At 49.2% G+C, this 26,754-nt stretch carries 28 protein-coding genes; 7 read left to right on the top strand and 21 right to left on the bottom strand.

Features of this window, described 5'->3' with window-relative positions:
- Positions 1 to 22: 22 nt before the first annotated feature.
- On the bottom strand, positions 23 to 232 hold the full coding sequence (locus FPZ49_RS03240; protein ID WP_144843134.1) for a PspC domain-containing protein: 210 nt from the start codon (positions 230 to 232) through the stop codon (positions 23 to 25).
- A gap of 239 nt (positions 233 to 471) precedes the next feature.
- On the opposite strand from FPZ49_RS03240, the gene FPZ49_RS03235 reads away from it, so the two are divergent.
- Positions 472 to 666 carry a hypothetical protein gene (locus FPZ49_RS03235; protein ID WP_144843132.1) on the top strand — a complete coding sequence of 65 codons (195 nt, stop codon included), beginning with the start codon at positions 472 to 474 and terminating at the stop codon, positions 664 to 666.
- A gap of 38 nt (positions 667 to 704) precedes the next feature.
- On the opposite strand, the gene FPZ49_RS03230 is transcribed toward FPZ49_RS03235, so the two are convergent.
- The 8 genes from FPZ49_RS03230 to FPZ49_RS03195 all read right to left on the bottom strand — a co-directional run bounded on the left by FPZ49_RS03230 (position 705) and on the right by FPZ49_RS03195 (position 8,010).
- Positions 705 to 1,451 (bottom strand): isochorismatase family protein, encoded by a 747-nt coding sequence (locus FPZ49_RS03230; protein WP_144843130.1) that lies wholly within the window; start codon positions 1,449 to 1,451, stop codon positions 705 to 707.
- Positions 1,452 to 1,455: 4 nt separating this feature from the next.
- Positions 1,456 to 2,718 carry an ArgE/DapE family deacylase gene (locus tag FPZ49_RS03225; protein WP_144843128.1) on the bottom strand — a complete coding sequence of 421 codons (1,263 nt, stop codon included), beginning with the start codon at positions 2,716 to 2,718 and terminating at the stop codon, positions 1,456 to 1,458.
- Positions 2,681 to 3,577 (bottom strand): FAD binding domain-containing protein, encoded by an 897-nt coding sequence (locus FPZ49_RS03220; RefSeq protein ID WP_144843126.1) that lies wholly within the window; start codon positions 3,575 to 3,577, stop codon positions 2,681 to 2,683. Before FPZ49_RS03220 ends, FPZ49_RS03225 begins: the two co-directional genes overlap by 38 nt.
- Positions 3,571 to 4,038: a (2Fe-2S)-binding protein gene (locus tag FPZ49_RS03215; RefSeq protein ID WP_144843124.1), complete on the bottom strand. Its 468-nt coding sequence runs from the start codon at positions 4,036 to 4,038 to the stop codon at positions 3,571 to 3,573. Before FPZ49_RS03215 ends, FPZ49_RS03220 begins: the two co-directional genes overlap by 7 nt.
- The gene (locus FPZ49_RS03210) at positions 4,035 to 6,194 is read right to left on the bottom strand and encodes a xanthine dehydrogenase family protein molybdopterin-binding subunit (protein WP_144843122.1); all 2,160 of its coding nucleotides are present in this window, start codon (positions 6,192 to 6,194) and stop codon (positions 4,035 to 4,037) included. The genes FPZ49_RS03215 and FPZ49_RS03210 overlap by 4 nt, the downstream gene beginning before the upstream one ends.
- 13 nt (positions 6,195 to 6,207) lie before the next feature.
- Positions 6,208 to 6,801, bottom strand: a complete 594-nt coding sequence (locus tag FPZ49_RS03205) for a nucleotidyltransferase family protein (protein ID WP_261381232.1) — start codon at positions 6,799 to 6,801, stop codon at positions 6,208 to 6,210.
- A gap of 76 nt (positions 6,802 to 6,877) precedes the next feature.
- A complete protein-coding gene (locus FPZ49_RS03200; RefSeq protein ID WP_144843118.1) occupies positions 6,878 to 7,192 on the bottom strand; it encodes an XdhC family protein in 315 nt (104 codons plus the stop codon).
- Complete coding sequence (locus FPZ49_RS03195; RefSeq protein ID WP_144843116.1) at positions 7,189 to 8,010, bottom strand: XdhC family protein; 822 nt, start codon at positions 8,008 to 8,010, stop codon at positions 7,189 to 7,191. Before FPZ49_RS03195 ends, FPZ49_RS03200 begins: the two co-directional genes overlap by 4 nt.
- A 176-nt stretch (positions 8,011 to 8,186) precedes the next feature.
- On the opposite strand from FPZ49_RS03195, the gene FPZ49_RS03190 reads away from it, so the two are divergent.
- The 3 genes from FPZ49_RS03190 to FPZ49_RS03180 are packed head-to-tail and all read left to right on the top strand — an operon-like array spanning position 8,187 to position 11,694.
- A complete protein-coding gene (locus FPZ49_RS03190; RefSeq protein ID WP_186445572.1) occupies positions 8,187 to 9,509 on the top strand; it encodes a spore germination protein in 1,323 nt (440 codons plus the stop codon).
- A gap of 22 nt (positions 9,510 to 9,531) precedes the next feature.
- Positions 9,532 to 10,614 carry a GerAB/ArcD/ProY family transporter gene (locus FPZ49_RS03185; protein WP_222429853.1) on the top strand — a complete coding sequence of 361 codons (1,083 nt, stop codon included), beginning with the start codon at positions 9,532 to 9,534 and terminating at the stop codon, positions 10,612 to 10,614.
- A 9-nt stretch (positions 10,615 to 10,623) separates the two neighbouring features.
- The gene (locus tag FPZ49_RS03180) at positions 10,624 to 11,694 is read left to right on the top strand and encodes a Ger(x)C family spore germination protein (protein ID WP_144843110.1); all 1,071 of its coding nucleotides are present in this window, start codon (positions 10,624 to 10,626) and stop codon (positions 11,692 to 11,694) included.
- A gap of 24 nt (positions 11,695 to 11,718) precedes the next feature.
- Here the strand turns inward: FPZ49_RS03180 and fabF are convergent, their stop codons facing one another.
- Positions 11,719 to 12,957 carry a beta-ketoacyl-ACP synthase II gene (fabF, locus tag FPZ49_RS03175; protein ID WP_144843109.1) on the bottom strand — a complete coding sequence of 413 codons (1,239 nt, stop codon included), beginning with the start codon at positions 12,955 to 12,957 and terminating at the stop codon, positions 11,719 to 11,721.
- Positions 12,958 to 13,084: 127 nt separating this feature from the next.
- On the opposite strand from fabF, the gene FPZ49_RS03170 reads away from it, so the two are divergent.
- Complete coding sequence (locus tag FPZ49_RS03170) at positions 13,085 to 13,930, top strand: helix-turn-helix transcriptional regulator (RefSeq protein WP_144843107.1); 846 nt, start codon at positions 13,085 to 13,087, stop codon at positions 13,928 to 13,930.
- Here FPZ49_RS03170 and FPZ49_RS03165 read toward each other — a convergent pair.
- The 6 genes from FPZ49_RS03165 to clpP all read right to left on the bottom strand — a co-directional run bounded on the left by FPZ49_RS03165 (position 13,927) and on the right by clpP (position 20,188).
- Positions 13,927 to 15,135: an MFS transporter gene (locus FPZ49_RS03165; protein WP_186445570.1), complete on the bottom strand. Its 1,209-nt coding sequence runs from the start codon at positions 15,133 to 15,135 to the stop codon at positions 13,927 to 13,929. The genes FPZ49_RS03170 and FPZ49_RS03165 overlap by 4 nt on opposite strands.
- Before the next feature lie 280 nt (positions 15,136 to 15,415).
- Positions 15,416 to 16,000, bottom strand: coding sequence for a TetR/AcrR family transcriptional regulator (locus FPZ49_RS03160; RefSeq protein WP_144843103.1), 585 nt, complete (start codon positions 15,998 to 16,000; stop codon positions 15,416 to 15,418).
- A 309-nt stretch (positions 16,001 to 16,309) separates the two neighbouring features.
- Positions 16,310 to 17,224: an S-layer homology domain-containing protein gene (locus FPZ49_RS03155; protein WP_144843101.1), complete on the bottom strand. Its 915-nt coding sequence runs from the start codon at positions 17,222 to 17,224 to the stop codon at positions 16,310 to 16,312.
- Between the two features lie 167 nt (positions 17,225 to 17,391).
- Entirely contained in the window at positions 17,392 to 18,375 is a 984-nt protein-coding gene (locus FPZ49_RS03150; RefSeq protein WP_144843099.1) for an aromatic ring-hydroxylating dioxygenase subunit alpha, read from the bottom strand.
- A 19-nt stretch (positions 18,376 to 18,394) separates the two neighbouring features.
- Positions 18,395 to 19,423 carry an ABC transporter substrate-binding protein gene (locus FPZ49_RS03145; RefSeq protein WP_144843097.1) on the bottom strand — a complete coding sequence of 343 codons (1,029 nt, stop codon included), beginning with the start codon at positions 19,421 to 19,423 and terminating at the stop codon, positions 18,395 to 18,397.
- Positions 19,424 to 19,591: 168 nt separating this feature from the next.
- Entirely contained in the window at positions 19,592 to 20,188 is a 597-nt protein-coding gene (clpP, locus tag FPZ49_RS03140; RefSeq protein ID WP_144843096.1) for an ATP-dependent Clp endopeptidase proteolytic subunit ClpP, read from the bottom strand.
- A 185-nt stretch (positions 20,189 to 20,373) separates the two neighbouring features.
- Here clpP and FPZ49_RS03135 point away from each other — a divergent pair, with 185 nt between their 5' ends.
- Positions 20,374 to 21,093: an RNA polymerase sigma factor gene (locus FPZ49_RS03135; protein ID WP_144843094.1), complete on the top strand. Its 720-nt coding sequence runs from the start codon at positions 20,374 to 20,376 to the stop codon at positions 21,091 to 21,093.
- Positions 21,094 to 21,164: 71 nt separating this feature from the next.
- Here the strand turns inward: FPZ49_RS03135 and FPZ49_RS03130 are convergent, their stop codons facing one another.
- Positions 21,165 to 21,974 (bottom strand): phosphotransferase family protein, encoded by an 810-nt coding sequence (locus FPZ49_RS03130; RefSeq protein ID WP_144843092.1) that lies wholly within the window; start codon positions 21,972 to 21,974, stop codon positions 21,165 to 21,167.
- Positions 21,975 to 22,102: 128 nt separating this feature from the next.
- Between FPZ49_RS03130 and FPZ49_RS03125 the strand changes: the two genes are divergently transcribed.
- Positions 22,103 to 22,345 carry a glycine zipper domain-containing protein gene (locus tag FPZ49_RS03125; protein ID WP_144843090.1) on the top strand — a complete coding sequence of 81 codons (243 nt, stop codon included), beginning with the start codon at positions 22,103 to 22,105 and terminating at the stop codon, positions 22,343 to 22,345.
- 558 nt (positions 22,346 to 22,903) lie between these two features.
- On the opposite strand, the gene FPZ49_RS03120 is transcribed toward FPZ49_RS03125, so the two are convergent.
- The 4 genes from FPZ49_RS03120 to FPZ49_RS03105 all read right to left on the bottom strand — a co-directional run bounded on the left by FPZ49_RS03120 (position 22,904) and on the right by FPZ49_RS03105 (position 26,439).
- Positions 22,904 to 23,881: a pectinesterase family protein gene (locus FPZ49_RS03120; RefSeq protein ID WP_144843088.1), complete on the bottom strand. Its 978-nt coding sequence runs from the start codon at positions 23,879 to 23,881 to the stop codon at positions 22,904 to 22,906.
- A gap of 89 nt (positions 23,882 to 23,970) precedes the next feature.
- Positions 23,971 to 24,462, bottom strand: coding sequence for a hypothetical protein (locus FPZ49_RS03115; RefSeq protein WP_144843086.1), 492 nt, complete (start codon positions 24,460 to 24,462; stop codon positions 23,971 to 23,973).
- 124 nt (positions 24,463 to 24,586) lie between these two features.
- Positions 24,587 to 25,090: a VOC family protein gene (locus tag FPZ49_RS03110; protein ID WP_144843640.1), complete on the bottom strand. Its 504-nt coding sequence runs from the start codon at positions 25,088 to 25,090 to the stop codon at positions 24,587 to 24,589.
- A 20-nt stretch (positions 25,091 to 25,110) separates the two neighbouring features.
- On the bottom strand, positions 25,111 to 26,439 hold the full coding sequence (locus FPZ49_RS03105) for a helix-turn-helix domain-containing protein (RefSeq protein WP_144843084.1): 1,329 nt from the start codon (positions 26,437 to 26,439) through the stop codon (positions 25,111 to 25,113).
- Positions 26,440 to 26,754: the final 315 nt, after the last annotated feature.

Here is a 26,754-nt window from a genome sequence, read left to right as displayed (position 1 = left end):
AAAATCCTCCTATGATGTTAAATTAATAAGACGGGTAATCCATGTAACGACCGGCCTTCGGTGTTAGCATACTTGCGATGAAGTATAGGATGACGGTTGTTCCGAAGCTCGCGAACAGCGCGACTACCATTAGGATTCGGATCAGCGTAGCGTTGATGCCTAGGTATTCGGACAAGCCACCACAGAGTCCAGTCAGCCAGCTATTTGTTGCGGAGCGATATAATTTTTTCATGTTGTTTAGTTCCCCTCTCAAAATCAATCCTTGATATACTCCTATTGTAAGGAGAACCGGTGGATGTCGAAACGGACCCCAGACCGTTCTTGAGACTAGACTTAAGTTGGGGAACTGGACCGACTTAGGTGGGGAAGCTGAATGAAAAAAGTATCCTTTTCTCATAATAAACAAAGATTGATGCACTTCATCCCGTTGCAGATGGACCCCGTCATTATTAACCCTAGGAGGTTTTGCATATGCTCGAACCAGGAACTATTCTTACCAAAGATAGCGATTTTGAAAAAGCGAGAAATGAAGGATGCACGATTGAAGCAAGACAAAGAGATATAAAGGTATTCGGACCTGGAAAGATTACTTCTTATGGAACTCACCAAGTAACCATTGGCGAGAAGCCGCTGCTCCGAACTGTAAATCAATTTATCGTGGTATAATGCGACAAAGCTGCCGTGAAAGTACGGCAGCTTTGTTCTTAAGTGAGGTGATCCAGACGAATCGTCGGACACCAAAACTTCTCGATATATTCAACCACCAATCGGGTGCCTTCCTCATGGCTCACATACGGGGGACGTGCCGGATTGTACATCGCATCGGTCAAATCCCGCGCCAGCACGACGTTGAAGCCCCATCCGACCAGCCGCTTAATCGCAAAGCTTCGGTTCAGCACACACATATTCGTATGAACCCCCATGAAGATTACGTTGGAGATCCCCTTTGTCTTCAGAAAGCTGTACACCTCTCGCCCGTCATCTGTTATCCCATCCACGGTCTCGTCAATTTCTAATAAAGGATGCTGCCGGCGCCACACGCGGCTGTTGACTTCATGCTCATCCTCCGTATCACTTCCACCGTCGGAATCGTCGATCGGAAGCCGATGTTCCGTAAGATCAAGTCTCGCTGCTGGCAACTCCATCAGTTCAAGCTCCGATAGTCTTTTGCGTGCAGATGAATCCGCATAGAAGCTCATCGTGTCCGAAGGAGCAAACAGGATTTGCACTCCTTTTTGTCTCATGGTCTTAAGGACCTCATTCATTCGAACCGCCATACTGGCGACTCTTTCCGTGGCTCCCTTAGACCAATGACGATCCCACATATCACACACGAGGATGGCCGTTTGATTGACGTTCCATTGTTGTTCCGTGGTCGTGGCATGCCAGTTTCGATATCCATTTTCATTCAGAATCAACTGCTGCGTTGTGGTGGAGAGATTGATGTGCATGAGATCACCCTTCTGATTCGTTTAACAGCAAGTCATACAGCGTGCAGGCCACAATTTTGACCGCGCGGATCAGGTCTTCGAGTTGGACATGCTCATCGGCGCGATGACCGTTCGCTTCCTCCAGCGTTCGGGGACCTGCGCCGAACATGGCGGTAGCAATGCCTTGAGCCGCAAAATGCCGCGCATCCGTATAGAGCGGAACGCCATGGATGGAGAGCTCCCCGGCATCCTTCATCAAGCTGCGCCAATTGGCGGCTAGTGCTTGAATGATCGGCGTATCGTTCGGAACCGGACCGAAGCTTTGAGCATGGAGGACACGGTGGATTTCAACCTCCAGCCCATCGATTTTAGCCGCTGCGCTTTCCACGATCCGCCTGAACTCCTCCTCGGCTTCAATGGGATCTTCCTCGGGGATGAGCCGACGGTCCACCCGACACCGGCATACATCCGGCACGACGTTGGTGTTGATGCCACCCGAAATCAACCCGACAACCAGGGTCGGGTGATCAATCCCGTCTACTGTAGAGTGCTTACCCTTCAGCACCTCTCGATACGCATACAAGGACTGCAATATGCTCACCATTGCCTCGACTGCATCGATCCCCGTCTCCGGAATGGCTGCATGGGCAGACTTGCCAATCGCTGTAATTTCAAAATGCAAGCATCCATTATGCGCATTCACAATGGCGTGAGTAAAGCCAGCGACCAGCGCCATATCCGGCCGAATATGCCCTCGCTCCAGCAGCCATTTGGGACCCAGCTCCCCACCGGTCTCCTCATCAAACGTAAAGGCCAAGTCTACTTCACCCTGCAGCTTGCCTCCGACCCCTGCCTGCCTCAATGCCTGTACGGCGTAGGTATAGGCTGCTATGTCCGATTTGGAGACCGCTACTCCCCGGCCATACATCTTCCCGTTACGAATTTCCCCGCCATAGGGATCAACCGACCACCCAAGCCCCGGCGGCACTACGTCACCGTGGGCATTCAGTGCAATTCGTGGACCGTCTCCGTCTCCGAAGGCGACAGCAGCAACGACATTCGCCAGGCTGAGCATGCCGGCCGCTTTCACTTCGCTCGGATCCACTTCCAATAGGGAGACCTTCTCGAAGCCCATTTGCGACAACTGCCCGTGGAGCCGGCTGGCGATGGGCAAGCAATCTCCTGCCGGATTGTCTGAAGGAATCTGCACTAATTGCTGGAGAAATTCAATGATTTGCTCACGATTCTCCTCAATCCACCGGATGATCTTTTCCTTGTCCGATTGCATACCCCCGCTCCTCTCCTGCGTTCTCAATAAAATATCTCAAAAGATGAAGTGCCACCGTTTTCCGATAAATCGCCGTCGAGCGCTGATCGTCAATAGGCTTAATGATCCGTTCAAAATCAGCAACAATCCCATTCACGACCGCAGCCTCCAGCGGAAAAGCTTCCCCTACTATTTTTTGCTCAATAGCCGCGGAACGTACAATGGTGGGGCCTACCGCCCCGAACGCAAATCTAGCGTCAACAATCTGGCCTTCGTCCCAGCGCATCAAGCCGGCAAATGAGATTTTGGTGATCGCATCGGCTTTTCGGTTCGCCACTTTCTCAAACACAAAGGAAGTATGATCCTCCTGCACGTTTGGCAAAATGATTTCAGTTACCAGTTCATCCTTTAACCGCTTAACCTTTCGTGGCCCCTGGATAAAATCTCGAATTTCCACCTCCCGATCTCCTTTAGCGGATTTTAGTTGTAACCTAGCATTAAAAAGATACAACAAAGGCAGCGTATCTCCTGCAGGGGAGGCATTGCAAATGTTCCCGCCCAGCGTACCTCGATTTCGTATCGCCGGAGCGGCGATTTCTTTGATCGCTTTTTTTAAAATATTCGGAATGAGAGGATGCCCCAGCATTTCGCTATACGTACAACAAGCGCCGATATGAAGGTCCTGATTCACCCAGCGAATCCGCTTTAATTCCTGTAAATGATCGATAAAAACGATGGGCTCATCAAACCTAGCAGGCGCGCCTCTCGGGCTTTTATGCTGTACCATGAGATCGGTGCCGCCCGCGATAATTTGGCAGTCTTCCCGGCTAAGCTGCGCAATGGTTTCATCTAAACTCTTCAAACGGTAGGAGGTTACCATAGGCCTTCACCCTTTTTGGCGGCTAGATCGATCGCATCCACAATCATGTTATAGCCGGTACAGCGGCATAAATTCCCGGAGATGCCTTCACGAATCTCATCCTCGGTCGGGTGTGGATTTTTGGATAATAGGGCTGCACTTGCCATCACCATCCCGGGAATGCAATAACCGCATTGCACCGCACCGGCCTCCGAATAGCACTCACTTAGCAGCTTAAATTGCTCACTCTCGCAAAATCCATCAATGGTGACAATCTCCGCTCCTTCCATCGCACCAATGGGAATGAGGCAGCTATTTTGCACGAGCGTATTCACAAGGACACTACAAGTCCCGCATTCTCCATCGCCACAGCCTTCCTTGGAACCGATCAGCTGAAATTCGTCTCTTAATAGATCGATCAATCGCAAAGTGGCAGGAGCATCCGTTTCTACTTCCGTTCCATTCAGGGTAAATTTAATCAATCGCCACCCCCGCCCTTCTTCGTCAAGCTCTCGATAATCAATTCCGGCGTAATTGGAATTTGATAAAACGGAATTTGCAGCGCATCCTCAATCGCGGCTTGCACGGCTGGAGCTCCTCCCGTTAATGGCAGCTCGCCGACACCTTTGGCGCCATAAGGTCCACCGGCATACGGATTATCATAAAGCTTGCTTTGAATATGGACGATATCCATCGCGGTTGGCGGGCCGTAGTCTGAAATGCTTTTTTGCTGAATCTTGCCTGCTTTGGACGTCATTTTTTCCATAAAACCGTATGCGATTCCCTGCGCCATGCCGCCGTCGATCTGACCTTTAACAATCAGATTATCAATTGCTTTTCCGATATCAAAGCTTCCATAAATCTTCTCCACTTGAACCAAGCCGGTCAGCGTATCCACTTCCAGTTCAATCAGATTGACGCCCCAGGAATAAGCCGGATAAGCATCTCCAGAGAACTTGGCCTCATCCCAAGGAATCATCTCTTCGTGAACATAGTGTTCAACTACCTCTTGTTCAATGCCAGATTGCCACTGCGCTTTCAGCTTGCTTGCTGCCCGCTCCAGCAATTTACCGACAATCATCGTCGTTCTGGAGGCTACGGTGGGACCCGAGTCAGGCACTTCCTTCGTGTCCGGATAGGGAAACAAGATATCTTCGTAAGGCAGCGCCAGCTTATGGGCTACGATTTTGCTCAGGGTGGTTAGCGCACCTTGCCCCATATCGGAGTTGGAGATTTTGATCAGCACTTGATCCTGTTCGGTTTTGGCCAGCTTAACCGTAGCTTTAATATGGTCTCGTTCCCCGCTTCCGGTGAAGCCACAGCCATGCAGGAAAAAGGAGGCGCCGATCCCCTTTTTGTACCGCTTGCTTTGCTTGTTAAAGCTTTGATTCGCTTCTTTTTTCTTCGAATAGTTCGCGGTCTCCATTAAATCTTGGATGAGGTCATCGATTAGAACCGGATCTTTGAATCTCCCACCCGTTATCGTAGGGTCGCCTTGCTTCACCAAATAGCTCCGTTTATATTCAATCGGATCACGCTGCAGCTTCTGGCTAATGTGTCCTAGAACACTTTCAATCGCTGCAAAGCTCTGCGGTGCGCCAAAGCCTCGAAAAGCCCCGTTAGGCACCGTATTGGTTTTCAACGCGTACCCTTTCGCATGAAAGTGCGGAATTTGATATACCCCTGCGCTGTTCAATAAAGACCGCTGCAATACGACTGGACTGAGCCCCGCATTGGCCCCTCCGTCTAGAAACAGCTCCACATTCATACATAAAATATTTCCTTGCTCGTCTAAAGCCGTTCGATATTTAAATTTGGCTGGATGCCGCTTGGTCGTCACCTCAAAGTCTTCAGCCCGGTCGAACAGCAGCATGACGGGCTTTTTGACCACCTTAGCAGCGATGGCCACATGACAAGCCATCATGGAAGGGAAATCCTCCTTTCCGCCAAACCCGCCGCCGGTCGGACTTTGGACCACCCTTACCTCATCACCTTCACAGGCGAGTGCGCTAATCAAGGCATTTTTTACATAGTAAAGACACTGCATCGACCCTTCTACACGGATTTCATCATCGGAATAAATTCCAAGCATGCCTTGGGGCTCCAAGTAGACATGCTCTTGATAGCCCGTCTCGTACTCTTCTTCTATGATTTGATGCGCACTAGCTTCGATCGATTGGATCACCTCGAGATTTTCTCCAAATTCATGGTAAGCGAACACACCTGCTTGATCCTTCTGCCCAATGGCTTCATCTAAGGTATAGACAGCTTGATGCTCTTCCAGATCCACTTCCACTTCATCTAGCAGCTGATGTAGAATCTCAAGCTTGGGGCCAACGAGCATGAAGATCGGCTCCCCAATATAATTGACCCATTCATCTGCAAAAATCGGCTGATCCGGACGCAGCAATTTGACAAAATTCCCACCAGGGATGTGCTCTGCGCCAATCTTTACAACCCCTTCAGGCAATGGCGGCAGCTGGATGGACCGCACTTTGCCATAGGCGATCGGCGAGCGATATAAGACACCATAAACCATCGATTCGAGCTTCACATCACCGATGTAAGCCAGCTGGCCTGATACTTTCCCATCGTGATCTTTCTTTTTTACAGAGCTACTAATATCTTTAGCCTGCATAGGAGCAGCCCCCTTATGGCAGTTCGTTGTAATACTCGGTCGCTTGCATAAAATCCTCCGGAGTATCCAGATCCATCAGGACACCAGGATCGTCTATATTCATATAGTTCTTTTCATAGTCTTGCAAAATCTTACGCAGAGTAGCATCAACCCCCGCTTCAGCAATACGCTTCTTAATCTCACCGGTTAGTTTAATCGGATGGCCGCCCTTCCTCTGAAAGCTTGGGATCACCACGTTCCCCGGTGCTCCGGCTAGCTTCCAAATCGTTTCCTTGTGAACCAGCGGGCAATCTCCCGGTGTAACAAAAAAACTACAGGCTCCTACTTCGCTGCAGCCCCTTTGAACCGAACTAAACATACCTTCGTCAAAGCTCGGATTCACCACGCATACAATCTCCATATCATAGCTGTTCTGCATCTTCGTTATGGCTTCTTGGATCCGTTCCCACTGAAATCCACTGACAACGATCACCCGTTTACATATGCCTTCAAATTTCGAAATGGTATGCTCCAAGACGGTCTTGGTCCCTAGCTTCAGGGTCATTTTAAAATCTCGCGCTCTGCTTGAATAACCGGCTGCAAGGATGATCGCTTCCATCGCTTCCATCGCTTCCACCTCTTGGCCCCCTTGGGCATGTAATAATATATGCTCGTGTCAAATGACATATATCCTCCCGAATCCCTTAAAGCGGCTCAATAAATACATACTGAATGCCGCCGCATATGCCTCCATCTTCATAAAACAAACCCGAGGTCAGATCCACCGTGTGCTGTGCGCACCTCTTAGTTGCGATAACCTGCAGGGCGATTTCAATCACTTCGCCTTCCCCGCAGCCCCCACCGATCGTTCCGGCGATGGTCCCATCCGTATAGATGATCATTTTGGCGCCAACCTTTCGGGGTGTGGAGCCCTTCGTCCGAATGACGGTAGCCAGAGCTGCCGCTGCGCCGGTTGACTGTATGCTCACGATCCGTTTCATCAGCTCCAGCTCGCTCATGTTTCTTCCTCCTGCCTGTCCACGATAAAATGACCGATGGTTTCCTTGAGTGATTTACCGGACCTCTGATTTTTCACCTGCAAAATCTCCGCCAATACACTAATGGCGATCTCCTCCGGCGTTTGTGCACCAATGTCCAGGCCGATCGGAGCGTATACGTTTTGAAACGAGCTATCCGGAAGCTCTTCATGGAGCTGAGAAAACACACCGGAGATGCGTCTGCGGCTTCCGATCATTCCGATGTAGGGAACCGGCAGATGCAGGATCTCACGGAGAATGGCCACATCATATTGATGGCCGCGCGTGAGCAGTAAGATATAAGGCCGGTCCGTAATGTCCAAAGCTCGGAAATACTCGTGATATGAGCTGCATACCACCTCGTCCGCCCAAGGAAACTGTTCCGCATTCGCAAATTGAGGCCGATCACAGACGACCGTGATATAAAACCCAAGCTTATGTCCCATCTCCACCAAAGGCTTCGCCACATGGCCAGCTCCAGCAACGATTAAATGCAGCGGCGGCGAATACACGTCCACAAAATATTCTATTTCGCAGCACTGGATTCGTGAGATAAAAGTCTTTGATTTTTGCTGGATCATTGCGGTTCTTGCGTTTTCCAATACGGGCTGCCAATCGTCCATGGATAGCTCCTGCTCGCAAAACACTTCGCCGCTGGCGTACAGCAGCAGCTTGGTTCCCACAGGCACCCTCCAAGCACAGCCCTTGTGGGGATCCTGAAGCTGGGTCCGGGTGACGGTAATTAAGGCAACGCCTGATCGATTTTCGATGGAGGAGATCAATCTCGGATACAGTTCCATAGAACCCGCCCTCTCTGAAAACGAAGCTTGTTCTATACATATTTTTGAATCGCAATTCTAATTACTGGTGATGCTCGTTCGCTTCCATGCGCCTGAATATCCCCACAAAATCTGGTTAGTATAAAAAGGAATTATAAGTAAGTTTGAGCTTGAATGAGGAGGGAGGAGACTGGCGAGTGGATAATTTTTTGCATGCCCTACTTAAAGAAACAGAATTGAATCGTGATTTGAAAATTAAACCGCTGCAGCTGGGTTCCGATGGTTTGTGGCTGGTTTATTATGAATCCATCGTGAATTATCAGGAAACGGTCGACTTTATTTGGAATTCTCGAACGACTCCGCCTCCAACAGAATCCTTCAGTGACTTATGCAGCCGATTAGCTGGCAAGGAATTGACCTCCGACGATATGAATAAGCTTCATCAAAACCAGGTTGTTCTACTTGATCCGAATGGCGAACGAGCATTCAGCTTTCTAGGAAAGCTCAACAACCTTTCGAGAGCTATCGCTAGCCCGGAGAACGAATTTTTACCGTTTGCCCCGGCGGTCACATTCATGGAATCATTAACTACCAACATCGGACTACTGCGAAATGCGTTCAATTCGAAGGAATTAAAAATAGAAGGCTTCACCTTTACTGGAGCAGCAACGAAAGAGGCCTCTTTAATCTACAACGCCAAACGGGTGGATAAAGAGCTCCTGGATCAAGTCCGAAGCTGTTTACAGAAAGCATCCGATCGGGATCTGCAGAATGGACAAGACCTGATAAAAGTGCTCGGCTGCAATCGAATGAACTTATTCCCCCCTTTTTATAAAACCGAAATCCCTGCCCAAGCCATCTACTCGATCTTGAAAGGTAGAGTGCTATTGATGATTGACGGAGAGCCCGTAGCTTATGTGCTGCCGCTACTATTCTCCGATTTTATTGCGTTGGAATGGGATACCCAATTTCCTATACTCATCATGCTCGGTCTTCGAAGCTTGCGGATCTTGAGCTTATTAATCGCTCTATTAACTCCCGGACTGTATGTAGCTCTGGTCTCCGTGAATCCAGAAGCGCTGCGAACCGAGCTTGCACTTTCTGTTGCTAGCAGCCGAACCGGGATCCCGCTGCCTACGTTTTTGGAAATGCTGTTTTTGCTCATTGTTAGTGAAATTACTATTGAATCCACACAACGGTTGTCCAAAGTCATTGGTGCAACCGTTACCCTTACCAGCGGTATTGTTCTTGGTACTGCCATCGTCGAGGCTAAGCTTGTCAGCAGTCTGGTCATCATCGTCCTATCCATTTCCGCAACCGCTAACTTTGCCTTTCCGAATTACATCAACTCCTTATCCATTCGTCTTATGAGGGTAGGGATGATCGTGCCGGCGGGAATGTTTGGTGTATTTGGCTTGTTCGGCAGCTTTATAGCCATTTGCTTTTATGTGTGCGCGATCGAACGATTCGGTGTCCCTTTTATGAGTTTTTTGGACACCAGAAGAATTGGCCAAACCTAGAATAAAGAAAGGAGTGACTCTGTTGATTTCCCGAGTGAATTCCATCATTACCATCCCTCTATTCTTCTTCGGAACTCACTGCAGCATCATCTTTCTATTATTTCCTAGAGCGTTGCTGCGAACTACGAATCACGGGCACTGGGAACCAGCTCTGCTGAATATGATTATTGAGCTATTCCTTCTGGTCTTGCTGCTAAAAGGGTTGAGCAAAGCTGGAAATTTGGATTATGCAGATTTACTTCTACCACTCGGCCGATGGATGAGCTCCTTCCTTCTGATCCCACTGACTTTGTATTTACTCCTGATTGGGATTATGGGAATTCGAGGCTTCGCTGAACTCATGCAGATTGTTTTCGTGCTGCGATCACCGTTATATTCTTTATTGATATTACTGTGCCTAATTACCTATGTAGGATCATCCGTTGGACCCCGAGGCATCTTGAGGGCTAGCACTTTCCTATCCCTCTTATATCTGCCGGCCCTTTTGTTTGCCTTACTGGGTTGCAGTATTAATAATTCCAAGTGGGATAATATTTTCCCGATCATAAACACAAGCTTTGATTTTATGCACCATGGAATGTATCTGGTCTCTTTATTTTCGATCTGCCCTTTTCTTCTTCTAGGTATGCTTCCTCCTGTGACCAAAGTACGGATGAAGCCAATCTTACTTACAATGGTACCTTTAACTATCTTATATATGGTTATCGTTTACATTCCGATCTTGGTTTATGGGATCAACGCTGCATCTCTCATGAATTATCCATTGGCAACGAGCATTGACACCGTCAATATTACCTGGACCATATTTGATCGGATATCCATATTTTATGCCGCTGCATTACTCGCTTTTGTCATGTTAACCGCGTCCTTTGTGCTCTGGTCTTCTGCTTTGTTAGTGAAAAAAATGGTGCCGATTTGGAAGGAATCCTATATCAGACCTATCCTTTGCTTATTTATTTTTATCATAGCCTTCCTGATTCCAAACTGGAATTCGTATATGAGTATTGCCTCTAAGGATGTTTGGTTTCGTCTCTTTATTTATATCCTCATCCCGCTTGCCGTTTATTTTCGAGGTGGCTTCATTCAACGGAAGGAAAGAAAGTAGGAATCAAATATGATGCTTAAAAAGCTTTATACGGGAACTCTACTGATCCTTTGCGCTGCTTTTTTAACGGGTTGTTGGGATATTAAGGACCTCAATCACCGGGTGCTACCGATCGTCATGGGCATTTCAAAGGGTAAAACACATAAATACAGGCTTCACATTCAGATTCCATTACCGGAACGAAATCGTCTCATTTCGAAGGTATATTACAAAGAAGCCGATACCATCAGTAAAGCACTGACGGAAATTGATACGGACATTGAGGCCGGTATCGATTTTATGCACGTGCAATTAATCGTGATTGATCGCAAGGTTGCTGAAGAAGGAATACAAGATGAAGTTGCATTTATCATGAGAAGCCAGCAGATCCCCAGCAAAGCGCTGCTAGCCATAACTTCAGAAGAGATGGGTGAGCTACTAACTCGCACAGGCAATGTGATTCAAAATGAAGAGAGCGCACTAATTAACTTTTTCAATAAAAATGCCGGCTGGAGTCCCGAGATTAATTTAGCCTACATTTGGAATGCCTTTGGAGCAATCCATTCGGACACAGAAGATATCACGATCCCCATCCTCCGTTCAGGTAAATCAACGATGCTGGAATTTTTGGGCTCCGCCGTGATGGCCAAAGGTCAGATGAAAGGGGACATTGAAAAAGAACAATCTTTATTGATTAACTTATTTGAGGAATTGTTTGAAGGTTCTGTTGTTCAAGTAATGGGGGGGGCGAGTGTCGCTATTGTCAAATGTAAAAACGATCTCCATACGGAATGGAGGGAACAGCATCCCTTTCTACGAATGAACATGCGGCTCTCCTTACACTTAATAGAAAATAATGATAAGCGCTCCGAGCACGAGATTGAAGAGGCATTTTCAAAGGATATAAAAACGCGATATGAGGAATTATTCAAACATTTGAAAAAACTCCGATCCGATGCGTTAGGAATTGGGCAGCATTTCAGAAGCAAGCTTCCCTTGGACCAGTTACCAAACTGGCGTCAAATGTATTATCCTAATTTAGAGACCGAAATGAATATCAAGTGCAATATTTCGAATAGTGGAGATATTAGGAGTAATTAAGCCTTCATAGCAGAAAAGGCCAGTTCACGAGGAATAGGCCTTCAATACAATAACCGCATTGTGTCCGCCAAAGCCGAACGAATTGGATAATCCGATTCTCGCCTTCACCTCGCGAGCTGTGTTTGGCACATAGTCCAAATCGCATTCGGGGTCCGGCTGCTCCAGATTGATCGTCGGAGGAATGATTCCCTCCTGCAAGCTTTTCACCAGCGCGATGGCTTCAACCCCTCCGGCCGCGCCCAGCATGTGTCCGGTCATGGATTTGTTAGCGGTCACCGGAATACGATAAGCATGCTCGCCGAACAGCTTTTTAATGGCTTTCGTTTCCGATTTATCGCCGATATCCGTACTTGTAGCATGTGCACTGATCACATCGACTTGCTCCGGCGCAAGCTTGGCATCGGCCAGTGCCAGCTTCATGGCCTGAAGTGCGCCTGCTCCCTCGGGATGCGTGGCAACGATATGGTAGGCATCCGAGCTGCTGCCATAGCCGATCACTTCCGCATGGATGCGTGCGTTTCTGCGAATCGCATGGGAAAGCGACTCCAACACGACAATGCCGGCCCCTTCCGCCATCACGAAACCATCTCGCTCCGTGTCAAACGGGCGGCTCGCCCGCGCAGGCTCCTCATTTCTCGTCGATAATGCAGTAGCATTGCTAAAGCTCGCCAGTGAAATCTCGTTTACCGCGGCTTCCGATCCCCCCGCAATAATCACATCGGCCAGACCCAAACGAATGACGCGCATGGCCTCTCCAATCGCTGTATTTCCGATGGAGCATGCGGTTACAGGTGACAGTGTTGGTCCTAGGGCACCGAATCGGATGCTGATCATCGCCGCAGCCATATTCGAGATCATCATCGGGACCAAGGTTGGACTCACCCGCTCCGGTCCGCGGCTGTTGAGGATATCTTTTTGCTCCAGCAGGGTTTGGATCCCGCCGATTCCCGAACCAACGTATACGCCCATCCGTTCTCGGTCGATCTGATCCAATACTAAGCCTGAATCGCTTACCGCTTGTTCCGCAGCGGCAACGGCAAATTGGACGAACCGGTCCATCCGCCGCGCCTCTTTGCGCCCAAAATGCGCATCAGGGTCAAAGTTTCGCACGATCCCCGCAATTTGAGTCTTATGTCTCGACGTATCAAAAGTATCGATCCGGGAAATACCCGATTCACCCCTAACCAGCTGATTCCAAAAGGATTCGACTTCATTGCCAAGCGGCGAGATAAGCCCCATTCCTGTAATGACTACCCGTTCCATTGTGTGTAAGCCTCCCTTGATCTTTCCTGATTTGTTCCTATCTTGTCATGTATGCTATCCTATTACAAGTTGCTGTTTATCATAGTATAATTACTACCAGTTTAAGATCAGCACGTGGAGGGGTCCGATGAATCACGAAACGAGATTACAGGCATTATCCGCCTTCCTGAAAGCTCAGAGAGGGAAAATCAGCCCGGAAGCCGCTGGATTTCCGACCGGTACACGAAGAAGAACGCCAGGGCTACGACGCGAGGAAGTCGCCCAATTGGCCGGGGTCAGCTCTACCTGGTACACCTGGCTGGAGCAAGGCAGAGACATCAAAGTATCGTCCTCGGTGCTCGATTGCATTGCCGCGGCGTTGAAGCTCACGGTGGATGAACGTAAGTACTTGTTCTCTCTCGCGCTGGAGACAAGCTCCGGCATTACCGGTGCGAGCCTGCTGCAGGATGAGCAGCCGCAAATCAGCGCATCCTTAAGCCGAATTATTACGGAGCTTCGCTATTGCCCGACGATCATCTCCGACCGTCGCTGCCGAATTGTCGACTGGAATGAAGCGGCAGCCCACGTGTTTATAAACTTTGAAGAGATGGCTTTCGAGGAGCGCAACTTGATTCTCTTACTCTTTTCGAGAAAAGAATTTCGCAGACTGGCGGTTAACTGGGAGCATTTCGCCAGCGGATTTCTGGCCATTTTTCGTGCATACTACGGTCAATATGTGGAAGATGAATGGTACGATCGGTTTCTCACGGAAATGAAGGAACGCTATCCTGACTTCCACCAGCTTTGGGAGCAAAGCAAAGTCAGCTCTGCTCCGGAGGTTACGATCGAATTTCGTCATTCGAAAGCCGGGAAAATGCTGTTCGAGCTCACATCCTTACAGGTTCATGGTCCGGATGATTTGCGCTGCAGCATTTATACCCCGGTGCAAGGATCCACAACGGAAACCAAGCTAAAGCAATTGCTTGATGCTTAAGCAGGATTAGCGGTTAAAACGCTCGTTTCTTTGCGCTTTTTCATTGTAAATAGCAGTGTAAACAGAGCAATCAGTCCGACGAGGACGGCCATCAACCAGATAGCAGAGCTAAAACCGAGCGTGCTGGTAGCCACGCCTCCGCCATACCCGCTGGCGCCTTGGCACAAATAAGCGACCACTAGCACTGCAGACAAAAATTGTACTCGATACGAAGCTGGAGCGTTCATCGCGGCAAGACCGATCCCGCCGGATGCAGAGAACCCAAACGCAAGACCCCCTAGGACGGACGAGCTGATAAATAAAATGAACGAGTGGATTTCCGCCGCTGTGACGAGTAAAACGGTGCCCAAGAGGATGGAAACCATCCCTGCGCGAATGGACGTAATTGGACCTAAACGTCCGGCAATCGTTGCACTGACCGCAGCCAGCAAATACGAGATCGACAGCACCGTGCCGATGACAAGAATGTCCTGGGTCCCCACCACATCGCGGGCAATTTGAGCTCCTAGCGATAAGAATACTGCGCCATTGGCAAACCCAGCGCCTACGGCCAATGCGGCGAGCGCATAAACGCCCCATAAGCCTTGCGGAACTTTGACTCCTTGCAGCTTCCATGTGCGCTTAACAGCAGATTGCGATTCAGCTTTTTGCGGAAGGAAAAAGCACAATATTATGCTTAGGACTACTAGTGCAGCTAGGACCCAATAGCTTAAATACAGCGGCGCTGGTGCATATTTGATTAAAGCCGCGCCAATAATCGTAGCAAGAAACAGACCGAATGCCTGGGTAATCGTGTTAACTGAGCCCGGCAGCTTTTTGTTCGACGATGGATTAAATTCCACCAGTGCTGCTGCGCCCGACCCTGCTGTTAATCCCACTCCAATCCCTTGCAGAACGCGTCCAATAAACAGCCAAATAACACTCGGTGCCAAGGCAAATACTAAGGCTGCAAGGAGAAGCGAAGCTAGCCCGGTAAGTAAGGTGTTCCGGCGCCCGATGTAGTCAGAAATATTCCCCAGTAATAAGAGAATCAAGGTAAGCACGATCGGATACACAGAAAAAATGCCTGTAGTTACGGCTTTCGTAACATGCCACTGCGACGCATAGACTGGAAAGACAATCGATGGTGCTGAACTGGACCATAAGCTGATCATGAGTACCCATGCGACAATCCAGAATGCCGCTTTGGAAGAAACAGTTTTCATGAGCATCAACCTCCTAATATTTTTGAATGGTCGTTCTTAAAATCGCATAAAAAGTCGTTTCTTTTGCGTTTCGAACACGGTGTCACCAGTCATTGTCGAAATGCATCAAGTTGTGAAATAACATTTAAGAATGATCGTTCTCAAAATAGCAGAATAAAAGAATAGCCATTCTTAAATCGTTGCGATTGATCGTCGAACATATGACTTAGTATATTTCATTTAAGAACGTTCAGTCAAGAACTATTTACGGAGTTCTTATCCTAGGATAAGAAACCATTGCTTACTTAAATACGGATAACGCTACGTTCACGGCATCTTCAAGTACTTTTCGATCGGTAACAGATTTTGCAAGCACATAAAGCCCATTTCTCGTACTTAGAAGAAACCTCGCCAGCTCTCTCACACTATGCTTGGACTTTAAGCTGCCTTGCTGCTGGGCACGCATTAGAAAATTCGTAAACCTGACTTCCATATCCAACGTATACGCCTCAATGCGGCGCGAAACCGTGGGATCCATTGCCCCAAGCTCCATAGCTGTATTGGCGATTAAACAGCCGCGGCGGCCCGTTTCTTCGTTCATGGCGATATCGATCAGCCTGGAGAAATAGCGCTGCAGCGCTTCCTTAGGGTCGCCCGCTTCCTCAAGCAAGCCCATGGTTCGGTCCTTGGAGGTTTCTCGAAACCGATCCAAGCAGGACAGAAACAGCTGGTTTTTGTCCCCGAACGTATCGTACAAGCTGCCCCGATGAACCCCGGTATGCTCAACCAAATCTTGAATCGAGGTTCGTTCGTACCCTTTCTGCCAGAACAAGTCCATCGCTTTGCTAAGCGCCGCTTCCTGGTCAAACTCTCTTGGTCTTGCCATCTCGCATCCACCTCCTATTTTTCTATCATATATGTTTAAGAACGATCAATCAACTATTCTTTATAAAAAGAGCCACGACGGACTAGCGCGGCTCCCATTAATATGATCATTTTTATTGCTTCTCATTCCTGCTGCTGTTTGTATCGCGGTGCGACTCCGATTACGAGCAAATGGTAAATAGATTACAGCTGACACCGTTAAAGCAGCGGCTACCGCCATACGCCGCGGGTTGAATTCGTATGGAGCAGCAGCAAAGATTCCCTATATCAGCCCCAGTGCAGGAACAACTTCCGCCGTCTTAATGAACGATTAATTCGTTGTCAAAGCTTCCAATTGAACTTCGACGCCAGCTGGAAGATAGGCAACCGCCGTTGGCGTATTAATCACTTCCGCATTCATGCTGTCCGCCGCTGGATCGGTTAATGTGTACTGAATGACCGCGTGCTTCTCATCCGTAAACTGAATATTCCGAATTACGATGCTATACCCACCCGTAGGCTTTTGCTCTCGGCTAATCGTCACCTTGTTAATGTCATTCGTGACTTTTTCGACGTTCAGGCTCACGTTTTCGGTTTGGACAGGTGGCGCTGGCGGTTTCACTTGGGCCATAAACTGAAGCGTATTATAGATCCACGTGGCGGACTCCCCGCGGGTAAGTTCACCTTTCGGATTGAAGTTTCCATTCTTGTCCAGTTCGACGATTTTATAATGCACGAGCCGCGCGATACTGCCCTGCAGGTCTGGAGTAATGGAAGCCTCATCCTTAATATCCGGTGTAATGTTAATTAATGGAAGCTGCGCTTTCTGAGCCAGAGCATGCTCCAGCAAGCTTGCGAACTGTTCCCGAGTGACGGATGAGTTAGGGTTCACGTCCTTAGGGATGTCCAAATTATGATAGTGCGCAATGACAAACGCGTCCGCATACCATGCATTATCCTTCACATTAGTGAAAAATTCGGAAGCATGTGGCTGATGGTCGAAACGCATAGCATCTAGATTATAGCCAAACGCTCTTACAAGAAGCTGTACGCTCTCCGCGTAACTGATTTTTCCTCGAGGCGCAAAATGATCGGCATCCACTCCATTAACGATTCCCCTCTCCTGAAGCATGTTTACGGCTGCAGACTGACTGCCGTCCACATCACTAAAGGCAAATGCCGTACCAAAGGATATACTGCTGAACACCATAGCTGAAGTAACAAGTACTGTTAGTTTCTTTTTCATAATTCTTACCTCCTGAAGTAGTTTGATCTTCCATTTCGGAAGTCAATCACTAAACGACGGTTAATTACTAAAGGTTACAGTTATATTTGTAAATAAATTGTAAACGTTGTTCGCGCGAAAAAAAGCCACCGGGAAATCGATTTCCGGCAGCTTTGAATGGATTGATTTTATACGGACGTTCCAAGCTTCATACCAAGCTCCGACAGCCACCTCCGGTATGCGATACTGATTCGGTCGCAACGCAGATGCAGCTCTTCCTGCAGATCTAGAGGAAGCAGCTCTGGCCTTTGGCTTTCGACGACGCCGGCATCCTGCTCGATAATCAGCTTCTGGAAATCCCGGTATTCCTCATCGGGCAGATCGAATGCATAATTGCGCGATACGAGAATAAAAACCGAGGTGAACCGTTCCCCTTCAGGCAGGGCAGCAAATAGCATCGAGAACGTTTCCCCCGTTTCTTTATTCGTCTTCTTCAGTCTCGCGGTGAGTGGTCTTAACACCTCATACACGTAGTAATTGTCCATAGGAAGCCCTCGGCCGTCCGGGTCAGGCTGATATACACCGATCTCATCCGATACAATCCGGTCGTTCTCCAGCCGTGCTTCATGAGGCGAAATTTCCGGATGCTCGGAATCCCCCAAATAGCCTTCATGCAAAAAGGCCAAGTGGCTCACATCGAGAAAATTTTCCACGATTCGGGGGGCCGCAGCTTGAAGTTTGAATGGGCCGCAAGAAACCGTGTGAAAGGCTGGGTCGTCTGCTTCTTCGTACAATGGGATCCGGCCGAGCTCAGCTTGTGCATTCAGGCTGACCCAGATGATGCCGTATCGCTCGACACAAGCGTATGTCACCGCCTGCGCCTTAAGCGGGATAGCTGCCCCCCTAGGCAGCTGAGGAATGGACACACAGCGCCCGCCGCTGTCGTAGGACCAGCCATGATATGGGCATACGAGACAGCCGTCGCGCACTTTTCCAAGCGATAAGGCGGCTCCTCTGTGGATGCACAGGTCTTTAAACGCTTTGGCAGTCCCGTCTGAGCGGAAAAGCACGATACGCTCCTCCATGAGGATGGCCTGCTTTGGTGTTTCGTTCAAATCAGCTGCGAAGCAGATCGCATGCCAGTCGTTCGACACTACGGGATCGTTCAACATGCCACCGACACCTCCGGAGTTATTTGCCGCTTACAAATTGAGTCGTGAATGCTTGCTCGATCGGCTCTTGCTTCTTCAAAAGTCCGATCTCGAACAACTGAGAGGACAGCGTGGACCACCGCTCCTTCGTCATGGTCCCTACTCCGCCCTTCTCTGCATCACCTATGAAAATGAGCGGCATTTCCGCCTCTGCTCCGAAGGTCATCCATTCTTTGGATAAATCCGGATTCGCCTTGCCGATATTCGGGTTGATCTCCTCGTAGTTCGTTTTGTAGTAGCTCCAGCCCTTCATCGACGCTTGAATGTACGCTTTGACAATGTCCGGATTTTCCTTCAAATACTTCTCGGTCGTAAACAGGACGCCGGCGTACGGCTGATAGCCGGAATCGTGCACCATAAGGAAATCGATGTCCATATTTTGCTTCTTCATCGTGAACGGCTCCGATGTGATATAGCTTTGGATGACCGCGGTATTGTCACTAACGAAGGGCCCCATTTGTCCGGTATACGCCATCTCCTTGACCTTATCCAGCTTGTTGGCCTTCTTGATATATTCCCAATAAGCAGCCCCTGATGCGATGATCGACACTCTTCCGTTCAAATCCGAGAAGGTCTTGATCGGTTCACCTTTGTGGAACATAATGGCCTGTGGGGTTTTCTGGAAAATCGCGGCCAGCGCAACGACTGGAATACCTTGATCTCTGGCCAGCAGGATTTCATCCGCCTGAGCCATGCCGAATTGCGCTTTACCGGAGGCGACGATTTGGATGTGCGACACTTGCGGCCCTCCCGACTGAATCGTCATATCCAGGCCGGCATCCTTATAGTACCCTTTGGCCAGTGCAGCGTATTGTCCCCCATGCTCCGGCTCTGCGAACCAGTTCGTCACCTGCGTAACCGGGACCAGCTTCTTCTCCGTGCTCTGACCGGCCGCCGGTTGATCGGCTCCCTGCGATGCTGCGGGTTTTTCTGTCGACGAACACCCTGCCAATACTGCGGACAACACCATCAAGAGCGTTAAAGATCCGGTGAATAAACTTTTTTTCATGGTTATCCCCACCCTATCCAAAATGTGCCTTCGGTTTGCCCTCATTATAGTGGGGATGGGCTGAGCGAACAACGATTTCCGTACATTTTTGTAATAAAACATAACATACATAGGTTTTTTTGTGCAGATCGCCAAACATTATGGTAAATGGGAACACTTATCGTTCGTTTATTTGTTCTGTGACGATGTTGTGATCACCTGATCAATGATCCCGTACTCCAGCGCTTCCTGTGCGGACATAAAATAGTCCCGGTCCATGTCTTTTTCAATTTTCATGAGCGACTGGCCGGTTCGTTCTGCGGTAAGCTGGTTGATTTTTTCCCGGATCTGGATAATCCGTTTCGCACTAATCGCGATGTCGCTTGCCTGCCCTTGCGCTCCCCCATGCGGCTGATGGATCATGATCTCACTGCTTGGCAGTGCGAACCGCTTTCCTTTTTCACCTGCAAGCAGTAGAATCGCGGCGAACGAAGCGGCCATCCCCATACAAATGGTATGGACTGGCGGCTTGATGAACTGCATCGTGTCGTAAATCGCAAATCCGGCAGAGGTCGAGCCGCCCGGGCTGTTGATGTAAAGGGAAATCTCTTTCTCCGGGTCCTCCGCGGTCAGAAACAACAATTGGGCAATGATGCTGTTAGCCACCTGATCATCGATCGCTGACCCTAGAAACACAATGCGGTCCTTCAGCAACCGGGAATAAATATCGTAGGATCTTTCCCCGCGTCCGGTTTGCTCGACTACATAAGGAACATACACGCTCATCTCTTGAACCCTCCAGTTGGTTATGACTTTTTACACTTGGTAAACGAACCAAGGCTGCCGGAGGATACGGTAACGTAGCCGATGTTCAGCTTCACCAGCCGACGATGAAGTCTTATAATAAATAATAAAAATCAGCGTATCTTTGTGATCACCACGTTCGTTTACAGAGTAAAGGAGCTGGAAGCATGAACATCACCGATTCCATACCCATGGAGCAGCTGCAGGACATCGTCCATCGCTACTGCCTTTCACTAACGGGATCCCGCTCGGATGCGGAGGATTTGGCTCAAGACACCTGGTTAAAAGTCATCCGTCTACCCCATGGATTAGGCCATCCGAATCCCGAAGCGTTATTGCTGCGCATCGCCAAAACCACCTGGATCGATCAAGGTCGAAGAAAGCGCGTTTTAACCCGAATTCTTCATCAGGAGCAGGCTGCGCATAAAAAGAATGCGATCCACGAGAAAGAGCTCGGCCTATTTGAACTCGAGCGAATGTTCCATGCCTTGCTCCAGTATTTGTCGCCAGTACAGCGAGCCGTGTTCCTTCTTCGGGACGTCTTCGGTTATTCGATCGAGGAGACGGCTCATCTGCTAGACACAACCGCCGGAGCAGTGAAAGCGGCGCACCACCGGGCCCGTCAATCGCTCGGGGGAGTCAAGCAAGCGCTGTCTACGAACTCGCTGCCGCTGCTTGAGAAGGACGAATTAAAGGCATTACTGCGTGCCTTAGCCTCTGCTTACGCTTCGGGTGATATTGAACTGCTGCTGACGCTGACCCTCCGTGCGGATCTGGAGCCGGCTGCCGCGATTGGCATGATCCAGAACCGCCTGCTGTTTAATAAGCATTCATTCGGGAATCGAGCATCGAATCCAATTGCATTTTGTGGAGTTGCTGCAGCGTAGGGGCAGAAGCAAACAAAAAAACCGATCCTTAACCACTTTAAGGAATCGGTTTTTGCATTTAATACAGGCATTTATCTCAATCGGTCTTCGATGAAGTGTAAAAGAGCTGCTTTCTCTGCATCAGGAATCCATTCCGACAATCTAGCCGCTGCGACCGGTAACATCCACTCGTCAATGTCACTATACTGCAGTCCTGATAGAGATAGATAATGAGCTAAATAGCTATCATTAATTTTCGCTCTCAACTGTTCAAGTGCATCTATAACGTTCTTAGGAGCTTCATCAGGTAAGGTACCGAAACGGAATAAGAGCAGCGTGCGGGCAACATCACCGGCCGGATTACCGATCATGGCCGTCATCCAATCGATAATCCAAGCACGATCACCGCTCATCACATTATCCGGGTGAAAGTCGCCATGGCATAGGCTGGCTCCATCCGGCAGACGCTCTAAATCATCCAGAATCTGTTGCTTCACATCGTTCGATAGCAGCGAAGCGCCTCGGATATTGTGCTCCAGAGCCATTTTTTGCCTCAGCATGGTCGTCCCTTTCCATCGCTCCGCGTCGATTTCGGTTTGATGGATGCGGTAGTGCAGCTGTGTAAAATCGTACGTCAACCGCTCAAGCTCACTGGGCATTTGAACACTCCTTCGCAGCAGTGTCGTGCCCTCGATCCGTTCAAACACGATCCCCTTCCTCTGATCCATGTCGACGACTTCGTACGCGATTGGACTAGGTATTCCAAGGTGGGCGACCATCTGATTGACTTCATACTCATAGTTCACCGCTTCGGCAGGGAACCCGGTCCTGTAAAGCTTGATGACTTTCTCATGGTCATGCTCGAATATTTCCGCTGTGCGGCCCTCGCTAATCTTGTTCAATGGGAATCATCTCCTCCAGAATGACTGACCTTCGAATCTTTTTCGGCTGATCAGGTTAAAATAAGAACTGGAAATGCATGGGTATAGGAACTGCGTTTCTAAATCACATTATACAGGAGTGAAATGGAATGGCTAACCATAATGAACGGAATAGAAATGATGAGACCGAAAACCTCTCGAACAACACCACTGACAACAATGAGGCTGGAGAAACTCTAGGCACAGTGAGCGGCGGCGCTGTAGGTGCTGTCGTAGGCTCTGCCTTGGGCCCTGTCGGTACCGTTGTAGGCGGAATTGTCGGCGCAGCCGTTGGCAACAAAGTAGGCGACGCAGCAGATAGTTCGATGGACCAGGACGAGCAGGAAGATTGATTGGGTTCTAGCCCATCCATAGCCCATCCATGAAATAAGCCTTAGCGCCACCTTGACTGAAAGGTGATACTAAGGCTCTTTTTTATTGGATGGTTTGTTCCCCAGTCCAAACGTCTGTGCATTTAATAGTGGTCATACTTGTATTTGCTCTCGTCTTCCCAGTCAATCTCAGGGGTTCTCATGCATAGTTGTACCAGTAACAAGTATATGGAAGAATGAACTAACAGCATGATTAAATACATATTGTATCACTCCTTACTCTACTAATCACATTATACAATGGTATATATTTACATATAAACCCTGTTTTCCCTAAAATTTTGTTTAGAGTTCTCACTCGAAAGGACCGATTTTTTGACAATTGTTTGGATCTTGTAAAAATAAAAAAAATCCGCTGGGGTAGGAACTGTTGACAAACGACAATACACGATTAAGTGATACAACATCTAGAATTAAAAACGCTGATGATCCACTATATATTGTAGTGAATCACCAGCGTTTTATTCTGAGGCAGACTTTGTCAACAGGCCCGGGGTAAGCGGATTTTAATGATAAAGCTTATCTAGTGTTGGACGGATTCCAGCCGTCTTCACCTGCTAATATATTCGACAGGGTAAACCTTGCCGCGTCGGACGCTTCCAGCTGCTTCGACCAGCGCACGCGCTGATCCGCAGAGCTTCCCGGGCCGGAATTACCGAATTCGCAGAATGCCGTCGTCGTTTCACTCTCGGGCTTGTCCCAATTGTCCCAGCCTTCAGGATGAATATGCGCTCCTAACCTGCAGCCAATAAATGCCGACTTCGCGTGATTTCTCCACGGACGGCCGAGATACACCGACCTCGGAGATGCTTCACCGGTCAGGTCGCAGTCCAGAAATACATAACCGTACGGCTGCCCCTCCGGCGTTGAAGGTGCCGTAACCCATCCTTGCACCGCTTTATTTTCCTGCCGATTAGAGAAAATCTCACACCGGTTGAACACAGCCGTAGCAGAGCCGAAAATGAAGTCAATGTCTCCGCGGATGAAGCAGCCTTCGTAATACTGTCTGGTCGGTCTCCGAGGGTGTCCCTCACGCGGCCCGCCAAACGTCGCCCGCTGGATCGGCGCTAATGGGAGCGGACCCGTGAACAGCGTATCCTGATGTGCGAGGAATCGGCAATTTCGAAAGCTTGTACAATCTCCGTCAACGTAGGCGGCAACCGCTTGACCCACCAGATCGCCGATGCCGGCTGTATTTTCAAACGTTAGATTTTCGGCATGCACATGATCGGCCCCGATAAATACCGTGTACGAATTAAACGTTTCATAGCGCTCGCCGTCCGGGAACTGCATTAACGCATAGTCATCGAACGTAATGACCGTTTTCTCCTGGTCTTCCCCGATCAGCGAAACCCAAGGCTTAACGATATGCAGCTTCTCCTTATAAGTCCCGTTCTTAATTTGAATTACTACCGGATCTGTGTTATCGCTGGGAATTTGGTCCAATGCCTCTTGAATGCGAGTAAAATCGCCGCTTCCATCTGCTGCTACGAGCATCTTCGATCCATCCTCTCTTCAATGAATACCCTATAGTTTACCATATCGAGGTGTGCCATGAAATGAAAAAAGCCCCTCACCTCGAGGGACTACTTTCTAAGCAGTTCATCGACCTTCGCTTTCATGGAGCGGATCGTCGTCTTTTTATACTGCAATCCAAGGCGAAGCACCTTCAGCTGCTCTCGACGAGTTAATTTTTTAAATCGCGGATCCTGCTTCAAAAACGAGCGAATAATTGACAGCCCATTGCCGGCGATATGCTCTGTATTGGCGTAGGGGAGCTCTTGAGTGGGTAACTTGCGTTTCAGCAAACGATTTATTAACGCGGCAAACGTAGATGAAAGCTTGCCTTCATCTATAAGACAGGGCACGGCTGTTTTTTTTGAATGCCTTTTATAGTAGTCCAAATGTTGGCTGCCATTGATAACAAGGTAGCCGCCGTCTTTTCGACTCTTGCGGACGATCAGCAGCTGCATGCAATCCTGTGCGACTCTGCGAAGCTCCCGGCTGCGCTTAGTTGGTTTGGCGGCGGGCTCCGTTTTAATCTTATGAAGAGGTATATATTGCACCGTAAATCCCATCCGGCAGCACCTCTCTTGCGTTTTGGTTATTTCATTTTATGTAGTCTAGTGCGAGAGTGCTATGAAATTCACGGATAAAATAAAAAGCCCGCCATGTGGCGGACTTGAGTATGGTTCGCTTGATCTATTCGCGGGTTATCATCAGCTTGTTGCCATCCGGATCTTTTACGACGAACCAATGGTTGTGCTCGATGTCTGTGACCAATTCTACGCCAAGCTGTTTCATAAATTCAAAGGAACCCTCCAGATCATTGGTCATGAGCATAAAAGCAGGCGTCTGGATCGGCGGAGCACCCTCAGGCTCATCGCCGCCCCACTTCGGCATCGTATCCAGTACGATACCGGTCCCTTCCATCGGCAGAGAGCATAGATGCCCGGCCACGATCTGGCAGTCCGCCACCTCGATCCCAAGCACTCGGCAGTACCAGGCGCGGGATTTCTCCATATCTCGTACAGGGACGAAAATGCTCCCCACTTTATTTTTAATGGGGCTGGCGTATTTGGAATCACTCGCGGTTTGCTGATCGTTGTTCATTGGTTTCCCTCCATGGATCATTTTGAATGCTTTCGGCATCATCACCGGTCGGTACCCTTCCGGCGGCTCTTTGCGTATAGGATTGCTGCTCATCATCGATCCCCCACCCTAAGTTATCTTGCCACGATGGGCACATAGCATTGCACGCTCACCGATCGATCGAAGTCATTCACAACACAATGATAATGCGCGTACCATGTTCGCTCTTCGTCCAGTTCATAATCAGCGGTGGTGCCGAGCCAGCGGTACATTCGCTCCAGCACACCTGCCATGGAGCCATAGGCGCCGGTCTCCATACAAGCATACAAACCGCCTTCCAGCAAGTTCATCCGATGGGCGTCAACTTGAAGCGGTACGTACCCTTCTGGCAGAGCAATATGCACTTCATACATGCTGAGCTCGTCTGACGAATTGCCGTAGCTGCAGCTCATGTAGACTTGAAGCCGTCGATCCCCGGCGAATCCGTTACTTGTTAACCATTCTGTAGAGGCTTCATCCGCCTTGCTCACACAATCGATGCCTTCGGCTCGAAATGTCACGACGCTCACCGACGGCTGCTCCACAACGGCGATCGGTTCCAGCGCAGGGCGGCGTTTCACCGGCAAATAGAGCTTTAAGCGCGAGATTTGGCCACCGTACTGTTGATATTCCTCCAGAAAACCATGATCGCCAAGCTCAAACGTGCTTCGCGGCAGCCATTCCGACAACAACCGGTTCCATGCGGCGACGATCTCAGGCCCACTCCCCGCCGGGGTTCGGGTCATCGCATAAAGACCACCAGACAGCTCAATCGTCTGCAAAGCTGCTTGAATCTGCCGACACGACTCGGTCACAGCGACCACTTGATAACCGTAGGGCCGAAGACTTCCGCGCAAATCAACATTCCAACCGAAAAGTCGCAGCTCCCTTGCATCAATTCCGCTATCTGCTAGCAGCTCTCGAATCCGCTGCAGCGCTAGATCTTCCCCCCCTTCCTCCTGTACCGCGGCGTGCAAATAGCCAATGCCTGGTTGCGGCGCAAGTCGGATGACCTTTACGTCAGGGTAACGCTCGGATATTTCCTTTTCTTCCAAATAGCTCACGCGTTCGTTCAGCTGCAGCCGTTCAAAGCTAAAAATCAGCTCCGCTTGCCGGTATATGCCAGGGGTCAGCCCGGTGCTTCGCTTGAACGATTTGAGGAAGGCTTGATACGTGTCAAAACCGCAGCGAAATCCAATATCCATAGCTGATAGATCTGTTTGTCGCAGGAATCGGGCTGCCTCGCTCAGTCTTCGTTTGCGAATATATTCTTTGATGGGATGGCCCGTCATGGCATAAAACAAACGGTACAAATTCGGCAATGACATGGCTGCCGCCTCTGCGATCTGCTCTAGGTCAAGAGGCTCGTCCAGATGCTTCTCGATAAAATCAATCGCCCGCTGGACAATTTCGGCGGTTTCCACAGCGTCCCTCCCTTCACTTCCGTGCCTTCATCATAACAAATGCTCCATGCGCTGGAGTGTATTTTTTTATCAAAAAGCAAAAAAAGCCCGCATAATAGGGACTGTTGACAAAGTATGGCTAGGGAGTAAGTTCCCTAGCCATACTTCAGTTTTTGGCATATTTTCTCTTGAATTGTTGCGATTTGCGGTGGCTAACTTCCCCCTTATACCGCTCTTATCATACGTTTTATGTTTAAAGCCAATGCGGAAAAAAGGCAATGTTCGGTGGCGTTCCGAATGCCCTTCTTGTAGGTCTGTGTGAGGTTATGACATCTT

It is taken from the genome of Paenibacillus cremeus, from assembly GCF_007786445.1.
Lineage (GTDB): Bacteria > Bacillota > Bacilli > Paenibacillales > NBRC-103111 > Paenibacillus_G > Paenibacillus_G cremeus.
This window is presented reverse-complemented; position numbering and strand designations above follow the sequence as displayed.